This window comes from Vibrio barjaei, from assembly GCF_001639065.2.
In the GTDB taxonomy this organism is placed as follows: Bacteria; Pseudomonadota; Gammaproteobacteria; order Enterobacterales; family Vibrionaceae; genus Vibrio; species Vibrio barjaei.
Map to the genome: position 1 here is coordinate 338,050 of NZ_LQXO02000053.1, position 18,828 is coordinate 356,877.

Consider the following 18,828-nt stretch of genomic DNA (forward strand, 5'->3'; position numbering starts at 1 on the left):
GAACGCTAACCACACTGCTGTTGTAACCAACTTGCCAGCTTCTTAATTTCCGGTTGTCGGGCACGACTCTTTTTGTAAACAAAATAGAAATTGTCGCCCGTTTCCAATCCATGTGAAGGGATCACGACCAAATCTTGTAAGTCTCGCTCAGTCATCATGTAACCATTGGCGAACGTAATTCCTTGGTCATACTTTGCCGCTTCTACGGCCAACAACATATGACTAAAGTGCTGCATATCTAGGTCTTTTGGCATGGTAATACCGCCTGCTTGACACCATTTTAGCCAGTCTTTACCTCTTTCTCTGAATACTGAATCCGTCGACAAGATGGGATAGTTCCACAACGCTTCAGGAAGGTTTTTTCCATCTATCTCTTTCCATATTTTATGGCTGCAAACAGGGTATAGAATCTCGTTGTACAATGGCTCGGCGACAAAGTTCCTTTTTGGTTTCTCTACCGTAATAAAACAATCACCGATGTTATCTGATAACTCAGGGTCTTCCGCCACCATGTTCAGTGTCAGCTCGATTTCTGGATACAGGCGCTTAAAATCAGACAACCTTGGAATCAACCACTTTACGGCTAACGAACTGTAGAGCGCCAAACGGATCGTGCCACGCTCCCCTTCTCTAATTCTCTGGCTGGCCTTAGCAATAGACGCAACGGCGGGGCTAATCTCTTCCAAATAGCTTTCGCCAATCTGAGATAGTGACAGCTTCCTCCCCTGCCTAATAAACAACACTTCGCCTAAATACTCTTCCAACAAACGAATCTGATGGCTGATGGCACTTTGGGTCACATTGAGCTCTTCAGCGGCAAGTGAAAAGCTGAGGTTTCTTGCTACAGATTCAAAACAATGGACGGCACGTAACGGAGGAAGTTTCATTATCTAAATATCTCATACTAAGTGAATATTTATCATTTCACTTCATCCTAGGACATCTCGTATGCTCTCGTAAAGTGGAAGAGGAGAATAAACATGAAACCAATGACAGTCGGCGTAGCGATGCTTTTGCTCGTGTTTGGTAATCAAATTGCTATTTTGTCAGACGCACTGATTAAAAGTGTGGGTAATGACGTCGCTGTATTTCAGTTTGTCTTCTTCCGTCAGTTGTCAGCCGTTCTGATCTTGTTGCCTTTTTTCCTATTTAGTAAACCAAAAGACATCACCGAAGGTTTGAAGTGGCATGCACTGCGCGCGCACGTTTGGTTGTTTGGTGCCATATTTATGGTTTACGCCATTTCATCGATGCCGTTGGCAACAGCTAATGCTATTTTCTATGCAGCGCCGCTGATGATGCTACCTTTAGCTGGTCTGTTTTTCGGTGAGAAACTATCGCGCCAAACCATCGCGGCAGCGGTTATGGGCTTTGCCGGTGTGTTAGTCATTATAAGGCCTGATCAAGTCGACTTTGCCGCCTTATCGGCCTTAGTGGTTGCGCTTACTATTGCGGTAAACAACCTATTAATTCGCAAGCTGCCTAAACAGCAATCTGTCGTACACACGTTACTCGTCACTAACCTTGTTGGAATGCCAGTCTCGTTATGTTTGGCATACATGGAAGGTCAACCTTGGGACTGGAGTTCATTTCCAGTGGCCGCCGCATCAAGCACTTTTATTTTGATTTATGCGGCGACCTGCGTGTTGACCTATCGTTCTGTGGATAGCAACAAAATCGCCAGTGCAGAATACAGCGGTTTGATTGGCGCAGTGGCAGTGGGTTTGCTGTGGTTTGGTGAAGTCCCCGATATCTTTATGGCAATTGGTACCTTGATGATTGTCGTTCCTATTGTCTGGTTAACCAAACATGAGAAGAAGCGCAAACGAATGCATAAAGAGACCGCGATTGTTGAAACCTAGCTCACAGCAATGTGAACAGTTTGTGAATGCAATTTGTAATATTTTTTCCATTTCATATACTTAATAGCGAACTCTGAAATGGAAAATCACTATGAAACGCTTAACTAGGACGTTATTGTTCTCATCTCTTTTAGCTACATCAAGTCTTCAAACAGCCTCCGCAAACGAGTGTGGTACTGTCACTATCGCTGACATGAACTGGAATTCAGCCACACTCATCGCCAACATCGATAAATTTATTCTGGAACACGGTTTTGACTGTGATGCAGAACTTGTTCCCGGCGATACCATGCCAACAGGCGCATCCATGATTTCAAAAGGACAACCTGATATCGCACCTGAGTTCTGGAGTAACTCAATGCGTGAAGCCTTAGATCTCGGTGTTAAGGAAGGTCAGATTCAATACGCAGGAACCACACTTACCGATGGCGGTGAAGAAGGGTTCTGGGTTCCTGAGTATATGGTCAAACAAGATCCTTCTCTCGCAACAATCGAAGGTGTACTCGCCAACGCGAAGAAGTTCACACACCCTGAAGATCCAAGTAAGTCAGCATTTTATACTTGCCCAGCAGGTTGGAATTGCCAAATTTCAGCCGGTAATCTCTTCAACGCGCTAGGCATGGAAAAAGCCGGATTTGAACTGGTTGACCCTGGCTCAGGTGCAGGTCTTTCAGGCTCGATTGCGAAAGCCTATGAGCGCGAAGAAGCGTGGTTTGGTTATTACTGGGCACCGACTGCGGTTCTTGGTAAATACAAAATGGTCAAAGTAGACTTCGGCAGCGGTGTTGACGAGACCATGTTCAAAGACTGTATTACCCAAGAGGAATGTCTAGACCCTAAACCAACCATGTACCCACCTTCAGCCGTTGAAACGGTCGTTACCGATAGCTTTGCCAAGAAGTCACCAGACGCAATGGCGTACTTCAAACAGCGTGAGTTTACCAATGCTCAAATGAATGGCCTACTAGCTTGGATGGAAGACGAGCAAGCGGATGGTGAATATGCCGTAGAGCACTTTATGAAGGAATACAAAGATACGTGGGCAGCTTGGCTGTCACCAGACGTAGCCGCAAAAGTACAAAAAGCTGTTGATGCACTGTAAAAGAAATAAAGCTCTAGAAGGATTGCCTCTTCGGATTTAGAGGCAAATTAGAGTCAGAGATTGACCCAACACTCGCCATGATGGCACTCGTTGGCGTCAATCAAACTAAAAGAAGATCCCTAACATAGGGATCTTCTCAAATGGCAGAAGTAATCAAGGAGTAACAGATGTCTAATGCCAGTTGGTTGAGTGAAATACCTCAGCTCGATAGAAAACAACTACTCGATATTCGTAAAACCCTCGACGGTGCTTATCGCGACTTCTCTCGCGAATATGGCGACGCCATAGAATCCATCTTTGATCCTCTCTTAAGTTTTTTAATCTGGTTTGAAAAACTGCTTCTTTCTAGTCCATGGTGGCTGATCCTCGGTATTTTGGTCGGCCTTGCCTATTTGGCTAGTCGTTCATGGAAGCTCAGCGCTTCAGTTGGGATTGCATTCTTTCTAATCGGCTTCTTCGGAATGTGGGACAATACCATGAGAACCATGAGTATTATTCTCGTCTCCACCTTTGTCGCTATAGCGCTTGGGATACCCACAGGTATCATTATGGCGCAATCTAAAAAAGCACGCGCCGTCATCACACCAATACTGGATATTATGCAAACCATGCCCGCGTTTGTTTATCTGATCCCAGTCGTTATGTTACTAGGTATTGGCAAAATACCTGGCGTTATCGCCGTGGTTATCTATGCGATCCCACCAGTCATTCGCTTGACAGATCTGGGGATTCGCTTAGTTGATAAAGAAGTACTAGAAGCCGCAACCGCTTATGGTGCAAGTCCTATGCAGCGTCTATTTGGTGTTCAAGTACCGCTAGCCATGCCGAATATCATGGCGGGTATTAACCAAACCATCATGATGGCACTAGCAATGGTCGTTATCGCATCCATGATTGGTGTAAAGGGACTAGGTCAGCCTGTACTTAAGTCAATTACCAACCAGTATTTCACTCTTGGTCTACTCAACGGTTTAGCGATCGTAGCACTCGCTATCATCTTCGACCGTGTTTCTCAAAGCTACGCTAAACGTACTCAAGCTCATTTAGGAGGAAGAGAATAATGACTCAGCCTCAACCGATTATTGAAATTAAGAACCTCTATAAAATCTTTGGTCCCAAAGATAAGTCATACTTACAAGCCGTCAAGGACGGTGAGACTAAAGATGAGCTACTGGCGCGTACTGGCCATACTCTCGGACTTCAAGACATCAACCTTGATGTCTACCCTGGCGAAATTTTCGTCGTTATGGGACTTTCCGGCTCGGGTAAATCCACATTGATTCGTCACTTTAACCGCCTTATCGACCCTTCTGAAGGTGAGATTATTGTTGATGGCTCTGACGTAATGAAACTATCCGATAAGGACTTGCGAGATTTTCGCCGCCATAAGATGTCAATGGTCTTTCAGCGCTTTGGGTTGCTTCCACATAAATCGGTCATCGACAACGTGGCATATGGTCTACATATTCAAGGCTTAAGCAAAACAGATCGCTTAGCCAAGGCAAAAGAATGGATTAAGACCGTAGGCTTAGAAGGCTATGAGGAGCAATACCCTAGCCAACTTTCAGGAGGACAACAACAACGTGTTGGCCTTGCTCGCGCCCTATGTACCGATGCCGATATCCTGTTAATGGATGAAGCATTCTCGGCACTCGATCCGTTAATCCGCAGCGAAATGCAGGACCAACTGATCGAACTGCAGGAAAAGCTGCACAAGACTATTATCTTTATCACTCACGATTTGGATGAAGCGCTACGCCTAGGTGACCGCATCGCCATTCTTCGCGATGGTGTGGTTGTTCAACAAGATAAACCTGTCGATATATTGCTGAACCCAGCGGATGACTATGTAGAAGCCTTTGTTAAAGACGTTAATCGTGCGCGTGCGTTAACCGTAGAGACAGTGATGCAACCTCCTATTTCGCGCATTACCGCCGAAACTCTGGGAGAAGCGCTGACACAAATGCGTCGTTCAAAACACGATTATGGTTACGTTGTCACTGATGAAGGATACCAAGGAGTCATCACCCAAGAAGCGTTGGAGCAAGTTGAACGCTCTGATTACCATAAGGAAATTCCTGATGAGATGTTGGACGATGTCCCAGCGGTGAAAAGCGATGCTCTATTAGAGGAAGTGATTCCAGAAACGTTGGATAACGATCACCCTCTTCCGGTTGTGGATGACAACGGTGACCTTCAAGGCCACCTATCTAAGTCAACGCTTGCTGATGTGCTAAGTGATAACACCAGCGAAAATGAAACCTCGGAAGAGGAAACGTCTGAGCCAAAAAAGGGCGCAGCCTAACCTAATTAATGGCGCAAACCCAGCGTTTGCGCCATTCTGCCGCCGGATAATCGTCCGGCCAATACTCTACTTGCTTAACGATTTCTCCGTTTACAACGGTATGAAACGTAATGGCTTTTGCTTTGATCTTTCCATCAGTGACATTAACATCGGTAACGACCATATTGCCGTCTGCAACAATAGAAACAATAGAAACAATATCAAACTGCCATAACCCATTAGCGGGATACTCAGTGTTTACCGCAGCAAAGTTCTCTCTTCCTACGATTTTTTCATTCGACTGAGGCCAATGAACTTCAATGCTTTCTGCTAAACACTCACTTGCATAATAGAAATCATTCCCTTCCATTGCACGCCAATACGCTTCTACTACCTGTTTAACGTTTTCCATAAATCTACCTTACGCGTTGTTATTAGTCATAAGTTAGCGCATAGGGATATGTATATCCATACAGTAAAATGCATTTTGAGAGATCGGACTTATAAGAAGCGAATGATATGACGGCAGCTATACCGTCGTACCAGGTTGAACGGCGAAACTACCCTCCTGAGACTCGGTATAACGATATCGACTTTCTTTTAACAACCAAGACAACGGATGGCGAACCCAAGGTTGTGGATCGTTTGGAGCAAAAGCATCGACCCCACGCAAGGAAACACAACGCCAACCGCATTCTTCAGCCTGACGAATACAACGGCTCGCGTGCCAGAGTTGAGCAACAATATTCACCTTGCGAACTTGGGTATACTGAATAGCCTTCAAGGCGACTTCTTTGGTCGTCATATAAGTCTCGTTAGGCCCGAACTTGATGGAAGTAACACGCGACTTAAAACTTGGCTGAGACTCTAGAACAATGTCGCAAATTTCCCACTGCAGGAAGGCTTGAATCCTTGGCTGGCTGAGCATAATGATAATGACCTGCTCGGCAATGAGTTGATTGACCTCTTTGCCTTCTCCATATGAAAAGGCCAAAATCGGAAATCTAGGGTCAACGACACCACAAGGTTCGGTAAAGTATCGGTGTAGTCTAAGATAGATGTCTAGCTCACATAGGGCATTGGTTGGTACGAGCTGTTCGTAATGAGGGTAGCAATGACGATGGGTCAGAACCCACGAAGTCTCAGGCGTTATCAATTGACTATCAGTCCATGTTAGAACGGTGCAGGGCTTGAGCATTTCCATTCCTCACGATATTCAGAAATTACATTGAAGCATTCGACAACCTAAAACAAGTTACCTTTACTTCAAACTTAAGCCACCTCAGTAAAGCCTTTACCAACAAACGTTCTGAACACGTAATCTAATGAATGTAGCTGCGATTCATTATTCAAGTAAGTAGCAAACAGAATGAAAACTAATCTGTCTCAAACTTGCATCAAAAACTAGAGCTTAACTTGTTCGCTGCTCACGGTTTGCCTCTTTACGTTTTAGCAAAGTCACACTTCAGTTTTATGAACAACGAAGAATCTCTACGTTAAAATCGTTTCTAACCGCTCTATAACTCCAACCTCACTCTCATAAAATTTGTAACGGCTAAGAATCTGGAACAATTAATGCAAATGTAATCACAGTTTCTTATCGAAAGCGCAAATTGCACTATTCGTAACACATTCAAGGAGAGAGATGATGTTAGATAACTTTGTAGACTCAATACAGGCGTACACTGAGCTTAAAGAGATAAGCATCCGTTCTGTATTTGGCGGGAAAGGCGTTCTGTCTAATGGTGTGATGTTTGCACTAATAAAGGGCAACAAGCTCTACCTTAGAGCGCCGAATAGTAAGTTTAAGGACGAATTTTCGCAATTAGGGTGTATGCCATACGAGTTTCACTGGCGCTCATCATCTCGCAACTACCCTAGCCTATCTAGTTACTATTCCATTCCTGAAGCTGTAAAGCATTGCGATAAACAAATAGCAAAGCTCTGCGAAGAAGTTTGGAGTGTAGGTTTGGAAGAAAAAAGGCGTAAAGAAACACCCACGCGCATCAAAGACCTTCCTAATATGCAATACAAGACGGAGCGAATGTTACGTAAGGCGGGTATCCATTCCATAGATGAATTACGAGAGCAAGGTCCCGTGAATGCGTATAAAGCAGTGTGTGGTAGCCAAGACAAACAGCCGGGGATCAACTTACTGTTTTATATCGCCGGTGCGTTGGAAGGCATCCATTGGAGTATCCTTCCAGAGACACTGCGAGAGACGCTTTCTCGCCAAGCAAACTCTGACTATCTTGCTCATTAAAAAAACGCCCTGCGGCCAAAGACTGCAGGGCAAAACATTAATACAATGTCTATGTTGGATGCATGTGTTAATTGAAAGTGGACAGGACAACTAAGCACATGCCGTTATTAAACCACGTGCTTCAGTGGTTCGATAGCGAATAACCTTATCAAGTGATTGCAAACCCACTTCAATCGATGACCAATTGTTTCGAAATGTAGATCAAGCCCCGTCATGCATAGGTTATCAGAGTTTAATCACATTCCACTGTACTAATTTATAAATTAAATCATTAAATTTATTGAGGTTAATTGTAGTTGAGTTGTTTAAATAGGAGACAATTTTAGTTATAAATGGGAGTTATTACGGACAAAGTTTTACGTATAGGATGTACTCAATGAACAAAAAAACGCTCCCCATCACCATTGCCTCTTTACTTGCCGCAACTTCTTTTCATGCACTCTCTGCCAGTGTTCCTGATGGGACGATATTAGCAAGTGAGCAATATCTTGTTAGAGGAAATGGGGCCGAGCCTAGCACTATCGACCCAACCTTCGTTAATTCAGGCATGCCGGGCGACATTATTGCCAATGATATGTTTGAAGGGTTAATTATCGAGGACCAAAATGGGCATATGATTCCCGGCCAAGCCAAGTCTTGGAGTGTCTCCGACGACGGTTTAACGGTGACTTTCCAACTAAAAGAAGATCTTAAATGGTCTGACGGCTCACCGCTAACAGCAGAAGACTTTGTCTTTGCTTGGCAACGCGCGGTAGATCCTAGTACTGGTAACAACACAGGCCACTATTTCAAGACCGCCAACATCGCTAATGCTGGCGCTATCTTAACGGGAGACGTTAAAGCCTCTGAATTGGGTGTAAAAGCGCTGACAGACACTGCACTTGAAGTAAAATTGACCAAACCAACACCGTATTTCTTAAGCTTAATGAGTGTGAAGACCTTCTTCCCTCTTCCTAAAGTGGTAGTAACTAAGTTCGGTAACCAGTGGACTCGTCCAGAAAACATGGTCACCAATGGTGCCTATAAGTTGGTTAAGTGGGTACCTAATGAGTACGTTGAAGTGGAACGTAACCCACAATATTGGGACGACCAACACACTGTCATTAATGGCGTGACCTATCTTGGACTTGCTTCTCAAAATGCTGAACTTGTGCGTTATCAATCAGGTGAGATTGATATGACCAACCGAATTCAGTTGGAGCAATATCAACGTTTGATTAAAGAAGATCCATCTCAAATCCAAGGGTTGCCACTACTTGGTTCGTACATCTACTCTTTCAACACCCAAAAAGCGCCGTTCGATAACGCCAAAGTTCGACAAGCCCTTACCGTTGCTATCGACCGCAACATACTGGTTGAGAAGATCACTGGTCAAGGAGAAGTCGCTGCTTATACACCAGTTCCATCTATCATTCCAAATTACGATGCCCCGCATATGGCATACAGTGATAAGAGCATGCAACAACGTTTGGAAATGGCAAAACAGTTGTTAGCGGAAGCTGGATATAGCAAAGACAAACCACTCGAATTTACGGTGACTTATAACACCAGTGAAAACCATAAAAAGATAGCATTGGCCCTCGCCTCCATGTGGAAACCGCTTGGCGTCAAAGTTCACCTGCAAAACATGGAATGGAAAGCGTATGTTTCAGCTAAATCTCTAGGAGATTTTGAGATAGCGCGTTCATGGTCATTTGGAGATTATGCTGAACCATCCTCGGTGTTAGCTTCCTACACTTGTAATCACGTTGAAAACGAAAGTGGCTTCTGTGATGCGAAGTTTGATGAGCTAATGCAACGTGCTAGCGTAACCGCAAATAAAGCCAAGCGTTACCAACTGTTCAACCAAGCAGAAACCATACTCGCCGAAGCCGCTCCAATGATTCCGCTTTACTATTACAAGCATACTCGGCTGGTTCGAAACACTCTGAAGGGCTTCCCTATTAATAACCCGAAGGGCAATATCTACGCTAAAGATATGTACTTTGTAGCACCTTAGTCTGTATTTCCATCCATAATCGGTAGACTTCATCTGATTCTACCGATTATGCCATTAAATATTTTTTACATTTATGTGAACGCATGCAACATTTCATCTATTGATAGCTTTCATTTTATTCAATATTGATTTAAATCAAAAACAGGCTATTAACCAACCTCTAGTCTAACCGCATCTCTACTAACACTAACGCACAAAATATTTTGTTGTTAATTGTTGGTAAACACTAGGATGGATGACTAGGGAGCGCTTATGCAGAGGAAATTTACCCGAGCTCTAGTGTGCCAGTTACTTGCACTTCTTTTCGTAAGCTTCGACAGTTTTGCATTATTTGTTAGTCCGCCAAAAGACCCAATCCCCCTCATACAGCAAATGTTCCCCGACCTCACATCTATCTCTGACAAACAAGGCGAGCCTTTAGTCAGAACGATTAGCAAGGATGACAATATTATCGGGTATGCTTTCGAGACCAATGATATTGCGAGTATTCCTGCCTATTCTGGCGAACCCGTGAATATGCTTGTTATCATCGATCCTCACGGTGAGTACTTGGCATCAAAAGTACTAGAGCATCATGAGCCCATCATTTTAGCTGGTATTCCTGAAAGCAAATTATGGGAGTTTAGCGATCAATATGTCGGGTTATCGGTCAAAGACCGCATTAAAGTGGGTGGTAAAGAAAACGCAAACTATGTTCCTATCGATGGTCTATCCGGCGCTACAGTCACAGTAATGGTAATGAATGTCGCTATAACTAAAGCTGCCACGAAAGTTGCCGAATCACTCGGAATAGTGAAACCCCTTAGCAATATTATTCAGCCAAAATCCACTATAAAACGCGACCTCTACTCTGTGAAAAACTGGCTTGAGCTGACTGGAGACGGTTCAATTCGAAAACTATTAATTCGCAAAGGAGCCGTTCAAGAGGCATTTAATGATACCGATGCAGAAAATGTTGAACGCGTTAAAGATGATGAAACTGAGCAAACTTTTGCTGAGCTTTATTACACATTAGCTGATATCCCAACAATCGGTAAAAACCTATTTGGCGAACAGGAATACCAATGGCTAATCAAAGATCTAAAGCCAGATGAACATCTAATCGCGATTTTTGGTAATGGTTACTCATATAAAGGTTCTGGTTATGTCCGAGGTGGTATTTTTGATCGACTGCAAGTTCATCAAAACGATAACGAGATTTCTTTTCGTGATTTAGACCACCGTCGGGTTTTGGATCTGTACATACCCGGTGCACCAAAGTTTCATGAAATGTCGATTTTTAGGGTACAAGCACATCATGAATTCGATCCCGGTGCGAGTTGGCAAGTTGAGTTACTTGTACGCCGCCAATTAGGTGCTATTGACAGTGTGTTTACCAGTTTTAAAGGTGACTATGCACCGCTGCCTGAATACGTTGATACGCCTGAACCCATTATTATCAAACCAGAACTGTCTTTGACGGAACAGGTCTGGCTCGAGAATAAAGTAAAAGTCATCGTACTTTTTGCACTTATTAGCACATTAATACTCATACTTTTCTTCCAAGATCTTTTGGTTCAGCACCCAACACTTATGCATCGTCTTCGCCATGGTTTCTTGGTCATCACCGTCGTGTTTATAGGCTGGATTTGGGGTGGTCAACTCTCTGTGGTAAACGTATTCACCTTCCTAAATGCGCTGATGACACAATTCTCATGGGATCTGTTCCTGCTCGACCCCATTATCTTCATTCTTTGGTGTGCTGCGGCCGTCACTATATTGATGTGGGGGCGTGCAGTTTATTGTGGTTGGCTATGCCCATTTGGTGCGCTTCAAGAACTCATCAACCAATGTGCACGCTACTTAAAAGTCCCTCAGTTTGAACTTCCTTGGGCTATTCATGAACGACTTTGGGCAATTAAGTATCTAATATTGCTTGGTCTGTTTGCACTCTCTTTGGATTCTCTTGCACTTGCCGAGCAATTTGCGGAGATAGAACCTTTTAAAACAACGTTCCTTCTAAAGTTCGACCGTGAATGGCCATTCGTCTTGTGGGCAGTACTGTTGCTCTCAGTCAATATCTTCAATCGCAAAACCTTCTGCCGCTACCTTTGCCCGTTAGGGGCTGCACTATCAGTGTCTAACAGTATTCGTCTATTTGACTGGCTCAAGCGTCGCCCTGAATGCGGCTCACCTTGCAAAATTTGCGCGAAAGAATGCGAGATTCAGGCAATTCACCCCAATGGTGAAATTAATATGCGCGAATGCCACTACTGTCTAGATTGCCAAATTACCTATTCCAACGATGGTAAATGTCCACCATTGAAAAAACAGGCATATAAACAACGGAAACAGAGAAATGCTGATATCCCAGTGACCGAAATCCCTTAAGTGGCGAGGTGTCGCAGTACTCGTTGCAGGCAGCTACATGTATCAGCCCTACACATAATGAATGGAGACTCACATGAGCGATGACAACAAAAACCTCAATAAAGACAATTTGCCGGTCAATGTTGACCGACGGAAATTCTTTGGAACCAGTGCCGCAATAGGATTAGGTGTTGCCGTAGCCCCTATGTCTGCCGCCATGTTTGCTTCCATGGCTAAAGCTCAAGCAGCAGAAGCTGGAAACAGTCCATATGTTGAGCCCGGCGAAATGGACGAATACTATGGATTTTGGAGTGGTGGTCACTCCGGTGAGGTTCGTATTCTCGGTATCCCTTCTATGCGCGAGCTTATGCGTATCCCCGTTTTTAATACCGATAGTGCGACAGGCTGGGGGTTTACTGACGAAAGTAAACGAATTAAAGGTGACAGCGCACACATCATGTCAGGGGACTCCCACCACCCTCACATGAGTATGACCGATGGTCGTTATAACGGTAAATATGTCTTTATTAATGACAAAGCCAATTCCCGTGTTGCTCGTATTCGCTGTGACGTCATGAAAGTTGACAAAATGATCACCATTCCTAATGTTCAAGCGATTCATGGCCTTCGTGTACAGAAAGTACCCGAAACCAAATACGTTATCTGCAACAGCGAATTTGAGATCCCAATGAATAACGACGGTAAAGCGACATTGGAAGATGTCAGCACCTACCGTTCTCTGTTCAATGTGATAGATGCGGAGAAAATGGAAGTGGCATTTCAGGTTATGGTCGATGGCAACCTCGATAACACGGATGCCGATTATGACGGTAAGTACTTTGCTTCAACCTGTTATAACTCAGAAATGGGAATGAACTTAGGCGAAATGATAACAGCCGAGCGCGATCATGTGGTGGTTTTCAGCTTAGCCCGTTGTGAAGAAGCGTTAAAAGCTGGCAAGTTCAAAACCTATAACGGTAACGATGTTCCCGTACTTGATGGACGCAAAGGTTCTACCCTAACTCGCTACATTCCTGTTCCTAAATCACCGCATGGTATGAACACATCACCAGACGGTAAGTATTTTATCGCTAATGGTAAGCTCTCACCAACCGTTTCTGTCATTGCCACCGCGAAACTTGACGACTTGTTTAACGATAAGATCCAACCAAGAGATACCATTGTCGCAGAGCCTGAACTTGGACTTGGTCCACTGCATACTGCGTTTGATAATCGCGGTTTTGCCTACACCACCCTTTTCCTAGATAGTCAAATTGCAAAATGGAACTTAGAAGAAGCTATCAAAGCCTACAACGGTGAAAAAGTTAACTACATCAAACAGAAAATTGATGTCCACTATCAGCCTGGACACAACAGTACATCTAGTGGCGAGACTCGTGATGCGGATGGTAAATGGCTTGTGTCTCTCTGTAAGTTCTCTAAAGACCGTTTCTTGCCTGTTGGCCCGTTGAGAGCTGAGAACGACCAACTTATCGATATTTCGGGTGAAGAAATGAAGTTGGTACATGATGGACCAACTTTCGCTGAACCTCATGATGGAACCATTATTCACCGTAGTAAAGTCAAACCAAGCAAACTGTGGTCCCGTGACGATCCTATCTTTGCCGAAACCGTAGAGATGGCCAAACGTGATGGTGTCAACGTTATGACAGATAACAAAGTTATTCGAGATGGCAATAAAGTTCGTGTTTATATGACGTCAGTAGCACCGACCTTTGGTATGAACGAATTCAAGGTCAAGTTGGGTGATACTGTCACTGTGGTAGTAACAAACCTCGATACCATAGAAGATGTCACCCATGGATTCTGTATGACAAATCATGGCGTTCAAATGGAAATCAGCCCTCAACAAACTGCGTCTATTACTTTCGTCGCAGATAAGCCAGGAGTTCAATGGTACTACTGTAATTGGTTCTGCCACGCGCTCCATATGGAAATGCGAGGTCGAATGTTAGTGGAGGCATAACCGCGACTTCATCAAGCTCCCTCACTGCTGAGGGAGCTACCTAGTATTATCACAACATTAGGATGGATTCATTGAAGCATACTTCTTGGCTACTCATAGTTACGCTCATCTATCACGGTTTTGCATTCTCCGCAGTAACAGCAGTACATCCAAATAATGATTTACAGGCAATTCTGAATCGAGCCGAGCTAGGTGATACTGTTGTTTTAAAACAAGGACACTATGAGGGGAACTTTACCGTTTCTAAACCACTCACTCTTACCAGTAACGAGGGTGCGACTATTGACGCGGGTGGAAAAGGCAACGCTCTAACGCTCACAGACTCAGGCATCAAGATTTCTAACTTAAACATCGTCAACTGGGGAGGTAATCTTACAGACCAAAATGCCGGCATTTATTCCGATAAAGCGGTCAAAGACCTCATTATTATCAATAATAAGCTTAAAGGTGATGGCTTTGGAATGTGGATTCAACGAGCTCAAAACATCACTGTTAGCAGCAATATAGTTGTCGGTAATCCTTCACTTCGCTCGGCAGACAGAGGCAACGGCATTCAGTTATCTACTGTAAAACACGCCTATGTCAGCAATAACACCATCTCGCAAACTCGCGATGGGCTTTACGTTATTTCAAGCCAACACTCTGAGCTCCGTAACAACACCATGCATGATCTGAGATACGGTATTCATTATATGTATTCTCATAGCAATAGGGTTATCGGTAATCTTGCTTACAATACACGGGCGGGTTACGCCTTAATGAGCTCTAAACAGCTTTCTGTTTTAGGTAACACCAGCCGTGATAACGAAGATTATGGCATGTTAATGAATTTCATCACTCATTCCACCATTAGCTACAACCAAATCAAAAACATATGGACCAAGCCTGAAAACAAGGTTATCGGGAGAGAAGGCAAAGGACTGTTTGTTTATAACTCTGGTTACAATGAAATCAGCTACAACACTATTGATACGGCCGAAATAGGTATCCACCTAACCGCTGGTTCTGAAAACGTTCAAGTCAGTGGCAACAGCTTTATCAACAATCCTGTACAAGTGAAATACGTTTCCACTCAAGAGCAAGAATGGAGCATAGAAGGACAGGGAAATTACTGGAGCAACTACCTTGGTTGGGATTTAGATAACAACTCAAGAGGAGACACACCTTTTGAACCAAATGACGGTATTGATAAAGTCGTTTGGAAGTATCCCGAGTCAAAAGTTCTTCTCGATAGCCCTGCGATCATTTTGCTCCGTTGGATTCAAAAACAGTTTCCTGTACTAAAACCATCGGGTGTTAAAGATTCCTTCCCATTGATGTCACCGCTAGATATTTCCACAGAACTAGAACAGCTGTCCCACCCTGTTTCATTACCAATACAAGAGAGCCATTTATGAGTAAAGCCATCGTTCAGCTCCATAACGTTAGCAAACAATATAAGTCTCTCCACGCAGTAGATAATCTCAGTTTTTCCATTCAACCGGGCGAAGTCCTCGGACTATTTGGTCACAATGGCGCGGGTAAGACGACTACGATGAAACTCATTCTTGGCGTTATTGAGGCATCAGCAGGAGAAGTTAACGTATTTGGTACAGACCCCTCGACGAAACAAGCGTGGCAGAGCCGAAAACAGATTGGCTATCTGCCTGAAAATGTTAGCTTTTATGAGCAGCTTACTGGGTTGGAAGTACTCACCTATTTCGCTCGTTTGAAATCTGCACCACTAGGTCAGGTAAAGGAATTGCTGACCCAAGTTGGATTAGCTGACGCCTCGAAGCGACCAGTCAAAACTTACTCCAAAGGAATGAGGCAACGATTAGGCTTAGCTCAGGCGTTCTTAGGTGAACCCAAGTTGCTATTACTTGACGAGCCAACGGTAGGGCTTGATCCTATTGCTACCCAAGAGTTCTACCAAAGCGTAGATAGATTAAAGAAAGGTGGTGCAAGTGTCCTTCTCTGCTCTCATGTGCTTCCTGGAGTAGAACAACACATTGACCGAGCTTTGATTTTGTCTAAAGGCAAAGCTATCACCATCGGAACACTTGATGAGCTAAGAACACAAGCGAAGTTGCCAACAACGATAAGAGCAACTGGTCTAAACGGTGCTATTCACTCCAACAAACTCTTGTCGTCCTTTGCTACATCAAACAATCAGCTTTCAGTACCCAACAAAGATAAAATTCAGGTATTACGCGAGCTACTTACCTATGAGTCACTAAGCGATGTTCAAATGGAGCCCGCTAACCTAGAACAAATATACCAGCATTTTCTTCACTTACCTTCAGAAGCGAACCAGCCTAAGGAGTACAAGTCATGAACCCTATTTTTGCTGTTGCTCTTAAAGAGTTTCAAGATGGCTTACGAAACCGCTGGTTCATCTCGATTACATTGATCTTTGCGTTCTTGTCTATCGGCATAAGCTATTATGGAAGCGTAGCGTCAGGTCAACTCACTACCCCTTCACTCTCAACCACGATTGCAAGCCTATCTAGTCTATCTGTGTTTATCATTCCACTGATTGCACTGTTATTGTGCTATGACAGTTTTGTTGGAGAGCAGGAATCAGGAACCTTGCTACTTCTTATGACCTACCCTATCAGCCATGCTCAATTGTTACTCGGTAAGTTTATAGGTCAAGGGAGTATCATCACGCTATCAACCATTTTGGGTTTCGGATCAGCCGGAGTATTGCTTAGCGCCACGACAGCGCATCAGTCTATCGCCAGTGCGTTTACATTGTTTATCGTCACATCAAGCCTGTTAGGTCTTTGTTTCATCACACTGGCTTATTTAATTAGCTTGCTGGTATCGGAGAAATCCAAAGCTGCGGGAGCGGCGTTGTTAGTTTGGCTATTCTTTGTACTGATATTTGATCTCATATTGCTGGGCATTCTGGTAGGTGGCTATGAAGTCCTTGATCAGCAGGTATTAGTTCAAATTATGTTGTTAAACCCTGCCGATCTTTTCCGTCTAATTAACCTCTCCGCACTACACAATAGCGATGTCAATGGCGTATTAGCTGTCGCCATAAACAGCAGCTTATCCACTTTGAATTTGCTGATGGTCATGTTTGCTTGGATAGCGGTTCCATTGACCATTTCTCTTTTTATCTTCCGACAAAAACACCTATAAAGCCCCTACACAAGGATTCCGTATTATGAACGTCGTAAAATGTATGTTTGTTACTCTGATGGCACTGATTCTGTTTGGATGTGGTGAGTCAGAGCAACAACAGATGGTCAAACAAGCTCAAGCTATCGAAGCCGCTGATGAATGTCATGTCTGTGGAATGGTAATTAAGAATTATCCTGGGCCTAAAGGTCAGGCCTACCAAAAAGGTGAAGAAAATACAGTACGATTCTGTTCAACACGAGATATGTTTAGCTACTTATTACAGCCAGAGAACCAACGACAGATTGAGCAGATATTTGTGCACGATATGAGTAAAACACCATGGCAAAAGCCAGAGGACGATTACTTCATCGATGGCAAACAAGCGTGGTACGTTATAGGGTCGACCCAAAAGGGTGCAATGGGTAAAACACTTGCTAGCTTTAGCAAGCAGAGTGATGCAGATTTCTTTAGTGAACAGTTTGGTGGCAAGGTTTATAAGTTTGATGAAATAACCATAGATATTCTTTAACTAAAGTCGACTCCTCTCGGAAATATCGAGCCTTCGTGACATGTCGATAGGTTCGGTATTCCTTCTTCCTACGCCAGCATAACTCACATTGCCATTCTCAAATTTTATTATTAAAGACATCAGTATTAGAACAAAATATAGCCCCTGCCTAATAATTGCACATCAATGTGTTCAATTAATAGGTTGGTCATCCACTCCTAACCTGTTCGCATAGAACCTTTTTTTCACCTAGTGACGCTGTCCTTCACTCTAGATAGAATCCGCGCCCAACCTCCTAGAACACCCTATTTAGAGAATCCAATAATGAATCAAGTATTCAATTCAGCACATATGACAAAAACGCTAATGCTAACAATCTGGATCGTAGCCGGTACGGTTATTCTTCAGAAGTTAGGCATTCACGATAAGTGGCCTGCATTTCTTGCGCTTATCTTTTTCTTTGAAGCAAAATTTGACCTAAGCAAACTTAAGAACATTTTCGCAGCTGGTATTGTAGGTATCGCTATGGGAATGCTTATACCTGCAACCTTGGGAGCACTAGCGCCTATCGTTGGAGGTGAGAATGCGTTTTACATTTACGTTGCTGGTGTTGTTCTGATTACTATTGGCATGGGGCCAATTGCTCACTTTGCATTTAGCTATATTACGTTCGCTTATGTTGTAATGTGTATTCTTCACAAAGACCATGTTGTTGAGCATGGCTTCTCTTGGATGGCAGTGGCTCTTCTTGGTGGCGCTATGTACATTGCTGGTGTTACTGCGATTGCTAAATTACTTGAGAGAAAGGCACTTGTAGCTCAGCAAGCATAACACTACGTGGGCGCGGTCTGTCATGGCCGCGCTCACTTATCTATTATCTCTTTGGTGTAATAATCATTTACCCAACCAACACTACCAAAGTTTTTGAAATTATTTATACTCTCGCCCATCAGAATACGAGCGGTTTCGTATTCACTTGTTTGGTGGTAATGCAGTATGTTTCAAACTCTTGTTTCTCTGCCTCCAGCTATTGCACTTTCAATAGCCATTGTGACTGAAGTGATCGCAACTTCGTTTATTCCTAAGACAGAACAATTTACCAAGCTGGCTCCTAGCCTAGTAGTTGGTATCGGCTATGCCGTGGCTTTCTTTTTGCTATCTGTCACCGTTAAAAGTATGCCGGTTGGTGTGGTTTATGCGATCTGGAGCGGTGCAGGCATCGTCCTAGTGGCAACGGTAGGATATTTTGCATACGGACAAAAATTGGACCTAGCGGCAATTGTCGGAATCGGGCTTATTCTATCTGGTGTTCTTGTCGTCAACTTACTTTCGAAAACCGTAGGTCACTGATCTCGACCTC

General features: G+C 43.7%; 17 protein-coding genes. 14 read left to right on the plus strand and 3 right to left on the minus strand.

The features are described 5' to 3' along the window. Window positions 1–5: 5 nt before the first annotated feature. A complete protein-coding gene (locus tag AWH66_RS22155; RefSeq protein WP_063603426.1) occupies window positions 6–887 on the minus strand; it encodes a LysR substrate-binding domain-containing protein in 882 nt (293 codons plus the stop codon). A 93-nt stretch (window positions 888–980) separates the two neighbouring features. Between AWH66_RS22155 and AWH66_RS22160 the strand changes: the two genes are divergently transcribed. The 4 genes from AWH66_RS22160 to AWH66_RS22175 all read left to right on the plus strand — a co-directional run bounded on the left by AWH66_RS22160 (window position 981) and on the right by AWH66_RS22175 (window position 5,269). Next, on the plus strand, window positions 981–1,862 hold the full coding sequence (locus AWH66_RS22160; protein ID WP_063603425.1) for a DMT family transporter: 882 nt from the start codon (window positions 981–983) through the stop codon (window positions 1,860–1,862). 91 nt (window positions 1,863–1,953) lie between these two features. Further along, on the plus strand, window positions 1,954–2,964 hold the full coding sequence (locus AWH66_RS22165) for an ABC transporter substrate-binding protein (RefSeq protein WP_063603424.1): 1,011 nt from the start codon (window positions 1,954–1,956) through the stop codon (window positions 2,962–2,964). A gap of 167 nt (window positions 2,965–3,131) precedes the next feature. Further along, on the plus strand, window positions 3,132–4,025 hold the full coding sequence (locus AWH66_RS22170; protein WP_006070440.1) for an ABC transporter permease: 894 nt from the start codon (window positions 3,132–3,134) through the stop codon (window positions 4,023–4,025). Next, window positions 4,025–5,269 carry a quaternary amine ABC transporter ATP-binding protein gene (locus tag AWH66_RS22175; protein ID WP_063603423.1) on the plus strand — a complete coding sequence of 415 codons (1,245 nt, stop codon included), beginning with the start codon at window positions 4,025–4,027 and terminating at the stop codon, window positions 5,267–5,269. Before AWH66_RS22170 ends, AWH66_RS22175 begins: the two co-directional genes overlap by 1 nt. Before the next feature lies 1 nt (window position 5,270). Here AWH66_RS22175 and AWH66_RS22180 read toward each other — a convergent pair whose 3' ends face one another. Both AWH66_RS22180 and AWH66_RS22185 read right to left on the minus strand, forming a co-directional pair. Further along, the gene (locus AWH66_RS22180; RefSeq protein ID WP_063603422.1) at window positions 5,271–5,660 is read right to left on the minus strand and encodes a nuclear transport factor 2 family protein; all 390 of its coding nucleotides are present in this window, start codon (window positions 5,658–5,660) and stop codon (window positions 5,271–5,273) included. A 117-nt stretch (window positions 5,661–5,777) separates the two neighbouring features. Beyond that, window positions 5,778–6,446, minus strand: a complete 669-nt coding sequence (locus AWH66_RS22185) for a hypothetical protein (protein WP_063603421.1) — start codon at window positions 6,444–6,446, stop codon at window positions 5,778–5,780. 447 nt (window positions 6,447–6,893) lie between these two features. Between AWH66_RS22185 and AWH66_RS22190 the strand changes: the two genes are divergently transcribed. The 10 genes from AWH66_RS22190 to AWH66_RS22235 all read left to right on the plus strand — a co-directional run bounded on the left by AWH66_RS22190 (window position 6,894) and on the right by AWH66_RS22235 (window position 18,818). Then, window positions 6,894–7,511 (plus strand): TfoX/Sxy family DNA transformation protein, encoded by a 618-nt coding sequence (locus AWH66_RS22190; protein ID WP_083400106.1) that lies wholly within the window; start codon window positions 6,894–6,896, stop codon window positions 7,509–7,511. 376 nt (window positions 7,512–7,887) lie between these two features. Continuing rightward, the gene (locus AWH66_RS22195) at window positions 7,888–9,510 is read left to right on the plus strand and encodes a peptide ABC transporter substrate-binding protein (RefSeq protein WP_063603419.1); all 1,623 of its coding nucleotides are present in this window, start codon (window positions 7,888–7,890) and stop codon (window positions 9,508–9,510) included. Between the two features lie 252 nt (window positions 9,511–9,762). Continuing rightward, entirely contained in the window at window positions 9,763–11,880 is a 2,118-nt protein-coding gene (gene nosR, locus AWH66_RS22200; protein ID WP_063603418.1) for a transcriptional regulator NosR, read from the plus strand. A gap of 73 nt (window positions 11,881–11,953) precedes the next feature. Next, window positions 11,954–13,846, plus strand: a complete 1,893-nt coding sequence (gene nosZ, locus AWH66_RS22205) for a TAT-dependent nitrous-oxide reductase (protein ID WP_083400107.1) — start codon at window positions 11,954–11,956, stop codon at window positions 13,844–13,846. 71 nt (window positions 13,847–13,917) lie between these two features. Next, entirely contained in the window at window positions 13,918–15,243 is a 1,326-nt protein-coding gene (locus AWH66_RS22210; protein WP_240495650.1) for a nitrous oxide reductase family maturation protein NosD, read from the plus strand. Then, a complete protein-coding gene (locus AWH66_RS22215; RefSeq protein WP_063603415.1) occupies window positions 15,240–16,163 on the plus strand; it encodes an ABC transporter ATP-binding protein in 924 nt (307 codons plus the stop codon). The genes AWH66_RS22210 and AWH66_RS22215 overlap by 4 nt, the downstream gene beginning before the upstream one ends. Continuing rightward, window positions 16,160–16,978, plus strand: a complete 819-nt coding sequence (locus AWH66_RS22220; RefSeq protein ID WP_063603414.1) for an ABC transporter permease — start codon at window positions 16,160–16,162, stop codon at window positions 16,976–16,978. The genes AWH66_RS22215 and AWH66_RS22220 overlap by 4 nt, the downstream gene beginning before the upstream one ends. A gap of 25 nt (window positions 16,979–17,003) precedes the next feature. Beyond that, entirely contained in the window at window positions 17,004–17,489 is a 486-nt protein-coding gene (locus AWH66_RS22225; protein ID WP_062459181.1) for a nitrous oxide reductase accessory protein NosL, read from the plus strand. Window positions 17,490–17,792: 303 nt separating this feature from the next. Further along, window positions 17,793–18,299 carry a hypothetical protein gene (locus AWH66_RS22230; RefSeq protein WP_062459191.1) on the plus strand — a complete coding sequence of 169 codons (507 nt, stop codon included), beginning with the start codon at window positions 17,793–17,795 and terminating at the stop codon, window positions 18,297–18,299. Between the two features lie 165 nt (window positions 18,300–18,464). Next, entirely contained in the window at window positions 18,465–18,818 is a 354-nt protein-coding gene (locus AWH66_RS22235; protein ID WP_006070447.1) for an SMR family transporter, read from the plus strand. The last annotated feature ends 10 nt before the right edge of the window (window positions 18,819–18,828 follow it).

What these genes read in the sequence shown, in the direction of transcription:
- AWH66_RS22155 (WP_063603426.1), bottom strand. Translation starts at nt 887, where the DNA reads ATGAAACTTCCTCCGTTACGTGCCGTCCATTGTTTTGAATCTGTAGCA.
- AWH66_RS22160 (WP_063603425.1), top strand. Translation starts at nt 981, where the DNA reads ATGAAACCAATGACAGTCGGCGTAGCGATGCTTTTGCTCGTGTTTGGT.
- AWH66_RS22165 (WP_063603424.1), top strand. Translation starts at nt 1,954, where the DNA reads ATGAAACGCTTAACTAGGACGTTATTGTTCTCATCTCTTTTAGCTACA.
- AWH66_RS22170 (WP_006070440.1), top strand. Translation starts at nt 3,132, where the DNA reads ATGTCTAATGCCAGTTGGTTGAGTGAAATACCTCAGCTCGATAGAAAA.
- AWH66_RS22175 (WP_063603423.1), top strand. Translation starts at nt 4,025, where the DNA reads ATGACTCAGCCTCAACCGATTATTGAAATTAAGAACCTCTATAAAATC.
- AWH66_RS22180 (WP_063603422.1), bottom strand. Translation starts at nt 5,660, where the DNA reads ATGGAAAACGTTAAACAGGTAGTAGAAGCGTATTGGCGTGCAATGGAA.
- AWH66_RS22185 (WP_063603421.1), bottom strand. Translation starts at nt 6,446, where the DNA reads ATGCTCAAGCCCTGCACCGTTCTAACATGGACTGATAGTCAATTGATA.
- AWH66_RS22190 (WP_083400106.1), top strand. Translation starts at nt 6,894, where the DNA reads ATGATGTTAGATAACTTTGTAGACTCAATACAGGCGTACACTGAGCTT.
- AWH66_RS22195 (WP_063603419.1), top strand. Translation starts at nt 7,888, where the DNA reads ATGAACAAAAAAACGCTCCCCATCACCATTGCCTCTTTACTTGCCGCA.
- nosR (WP_063603418.1), top strand. Translation starts at nt 9,763, where the DNA reads ATGCAGAGGAAATTTACCCGAGCTCTAGTGTGCCAGTTACTTGCACTT.
- nosZ (WP_083400107.1), top strand. Translation starts at nt 11,954, where the DNA reads ATGAGCGATGACAACAAAAACCTCAATAAAGACAATTTGCCGGTCAAT.
- AWH66_RS22215 (WP_063603415.1), top strand. Translation starts at nt 15,240, where the DNA reads ATGAGTAAAGCCATCGTTCAGCTCCATAACGTTAGCAAACAATATAAG.
- AWH66_RS22220 (WP_063603414.1), top strand. Translation starts at nt 16,160, where the DNA reads ATGAACCCTATTTTTGCTGTTGCTCTTAAAGAGTTTCAAGATGGCTTA.
- AWH66_RS22225 (WP_062459181.1), top strand. Translation starts at nt 17,004, where the DNA reads ATGAACGTCGTAAAATGTATGTTTGTTACTCTGATGGCACTGATTCTG.
- AWH66_RS22230 (WP_062459191.1), top strand. Translation starts at nt 17,793, where the DNA reads ATGAATCAAGTATTCAATTCAGCACATATGACAAAAACGCTAATGCTA.
- AWH66_RS22235 (WP_006070447.1), top strand. Translation starts at nt 18,465, where the DNA reads ATGTTTCAAACTCTTGTTTCTCTGCCTCCAGCTATTGCACTTTCAATA.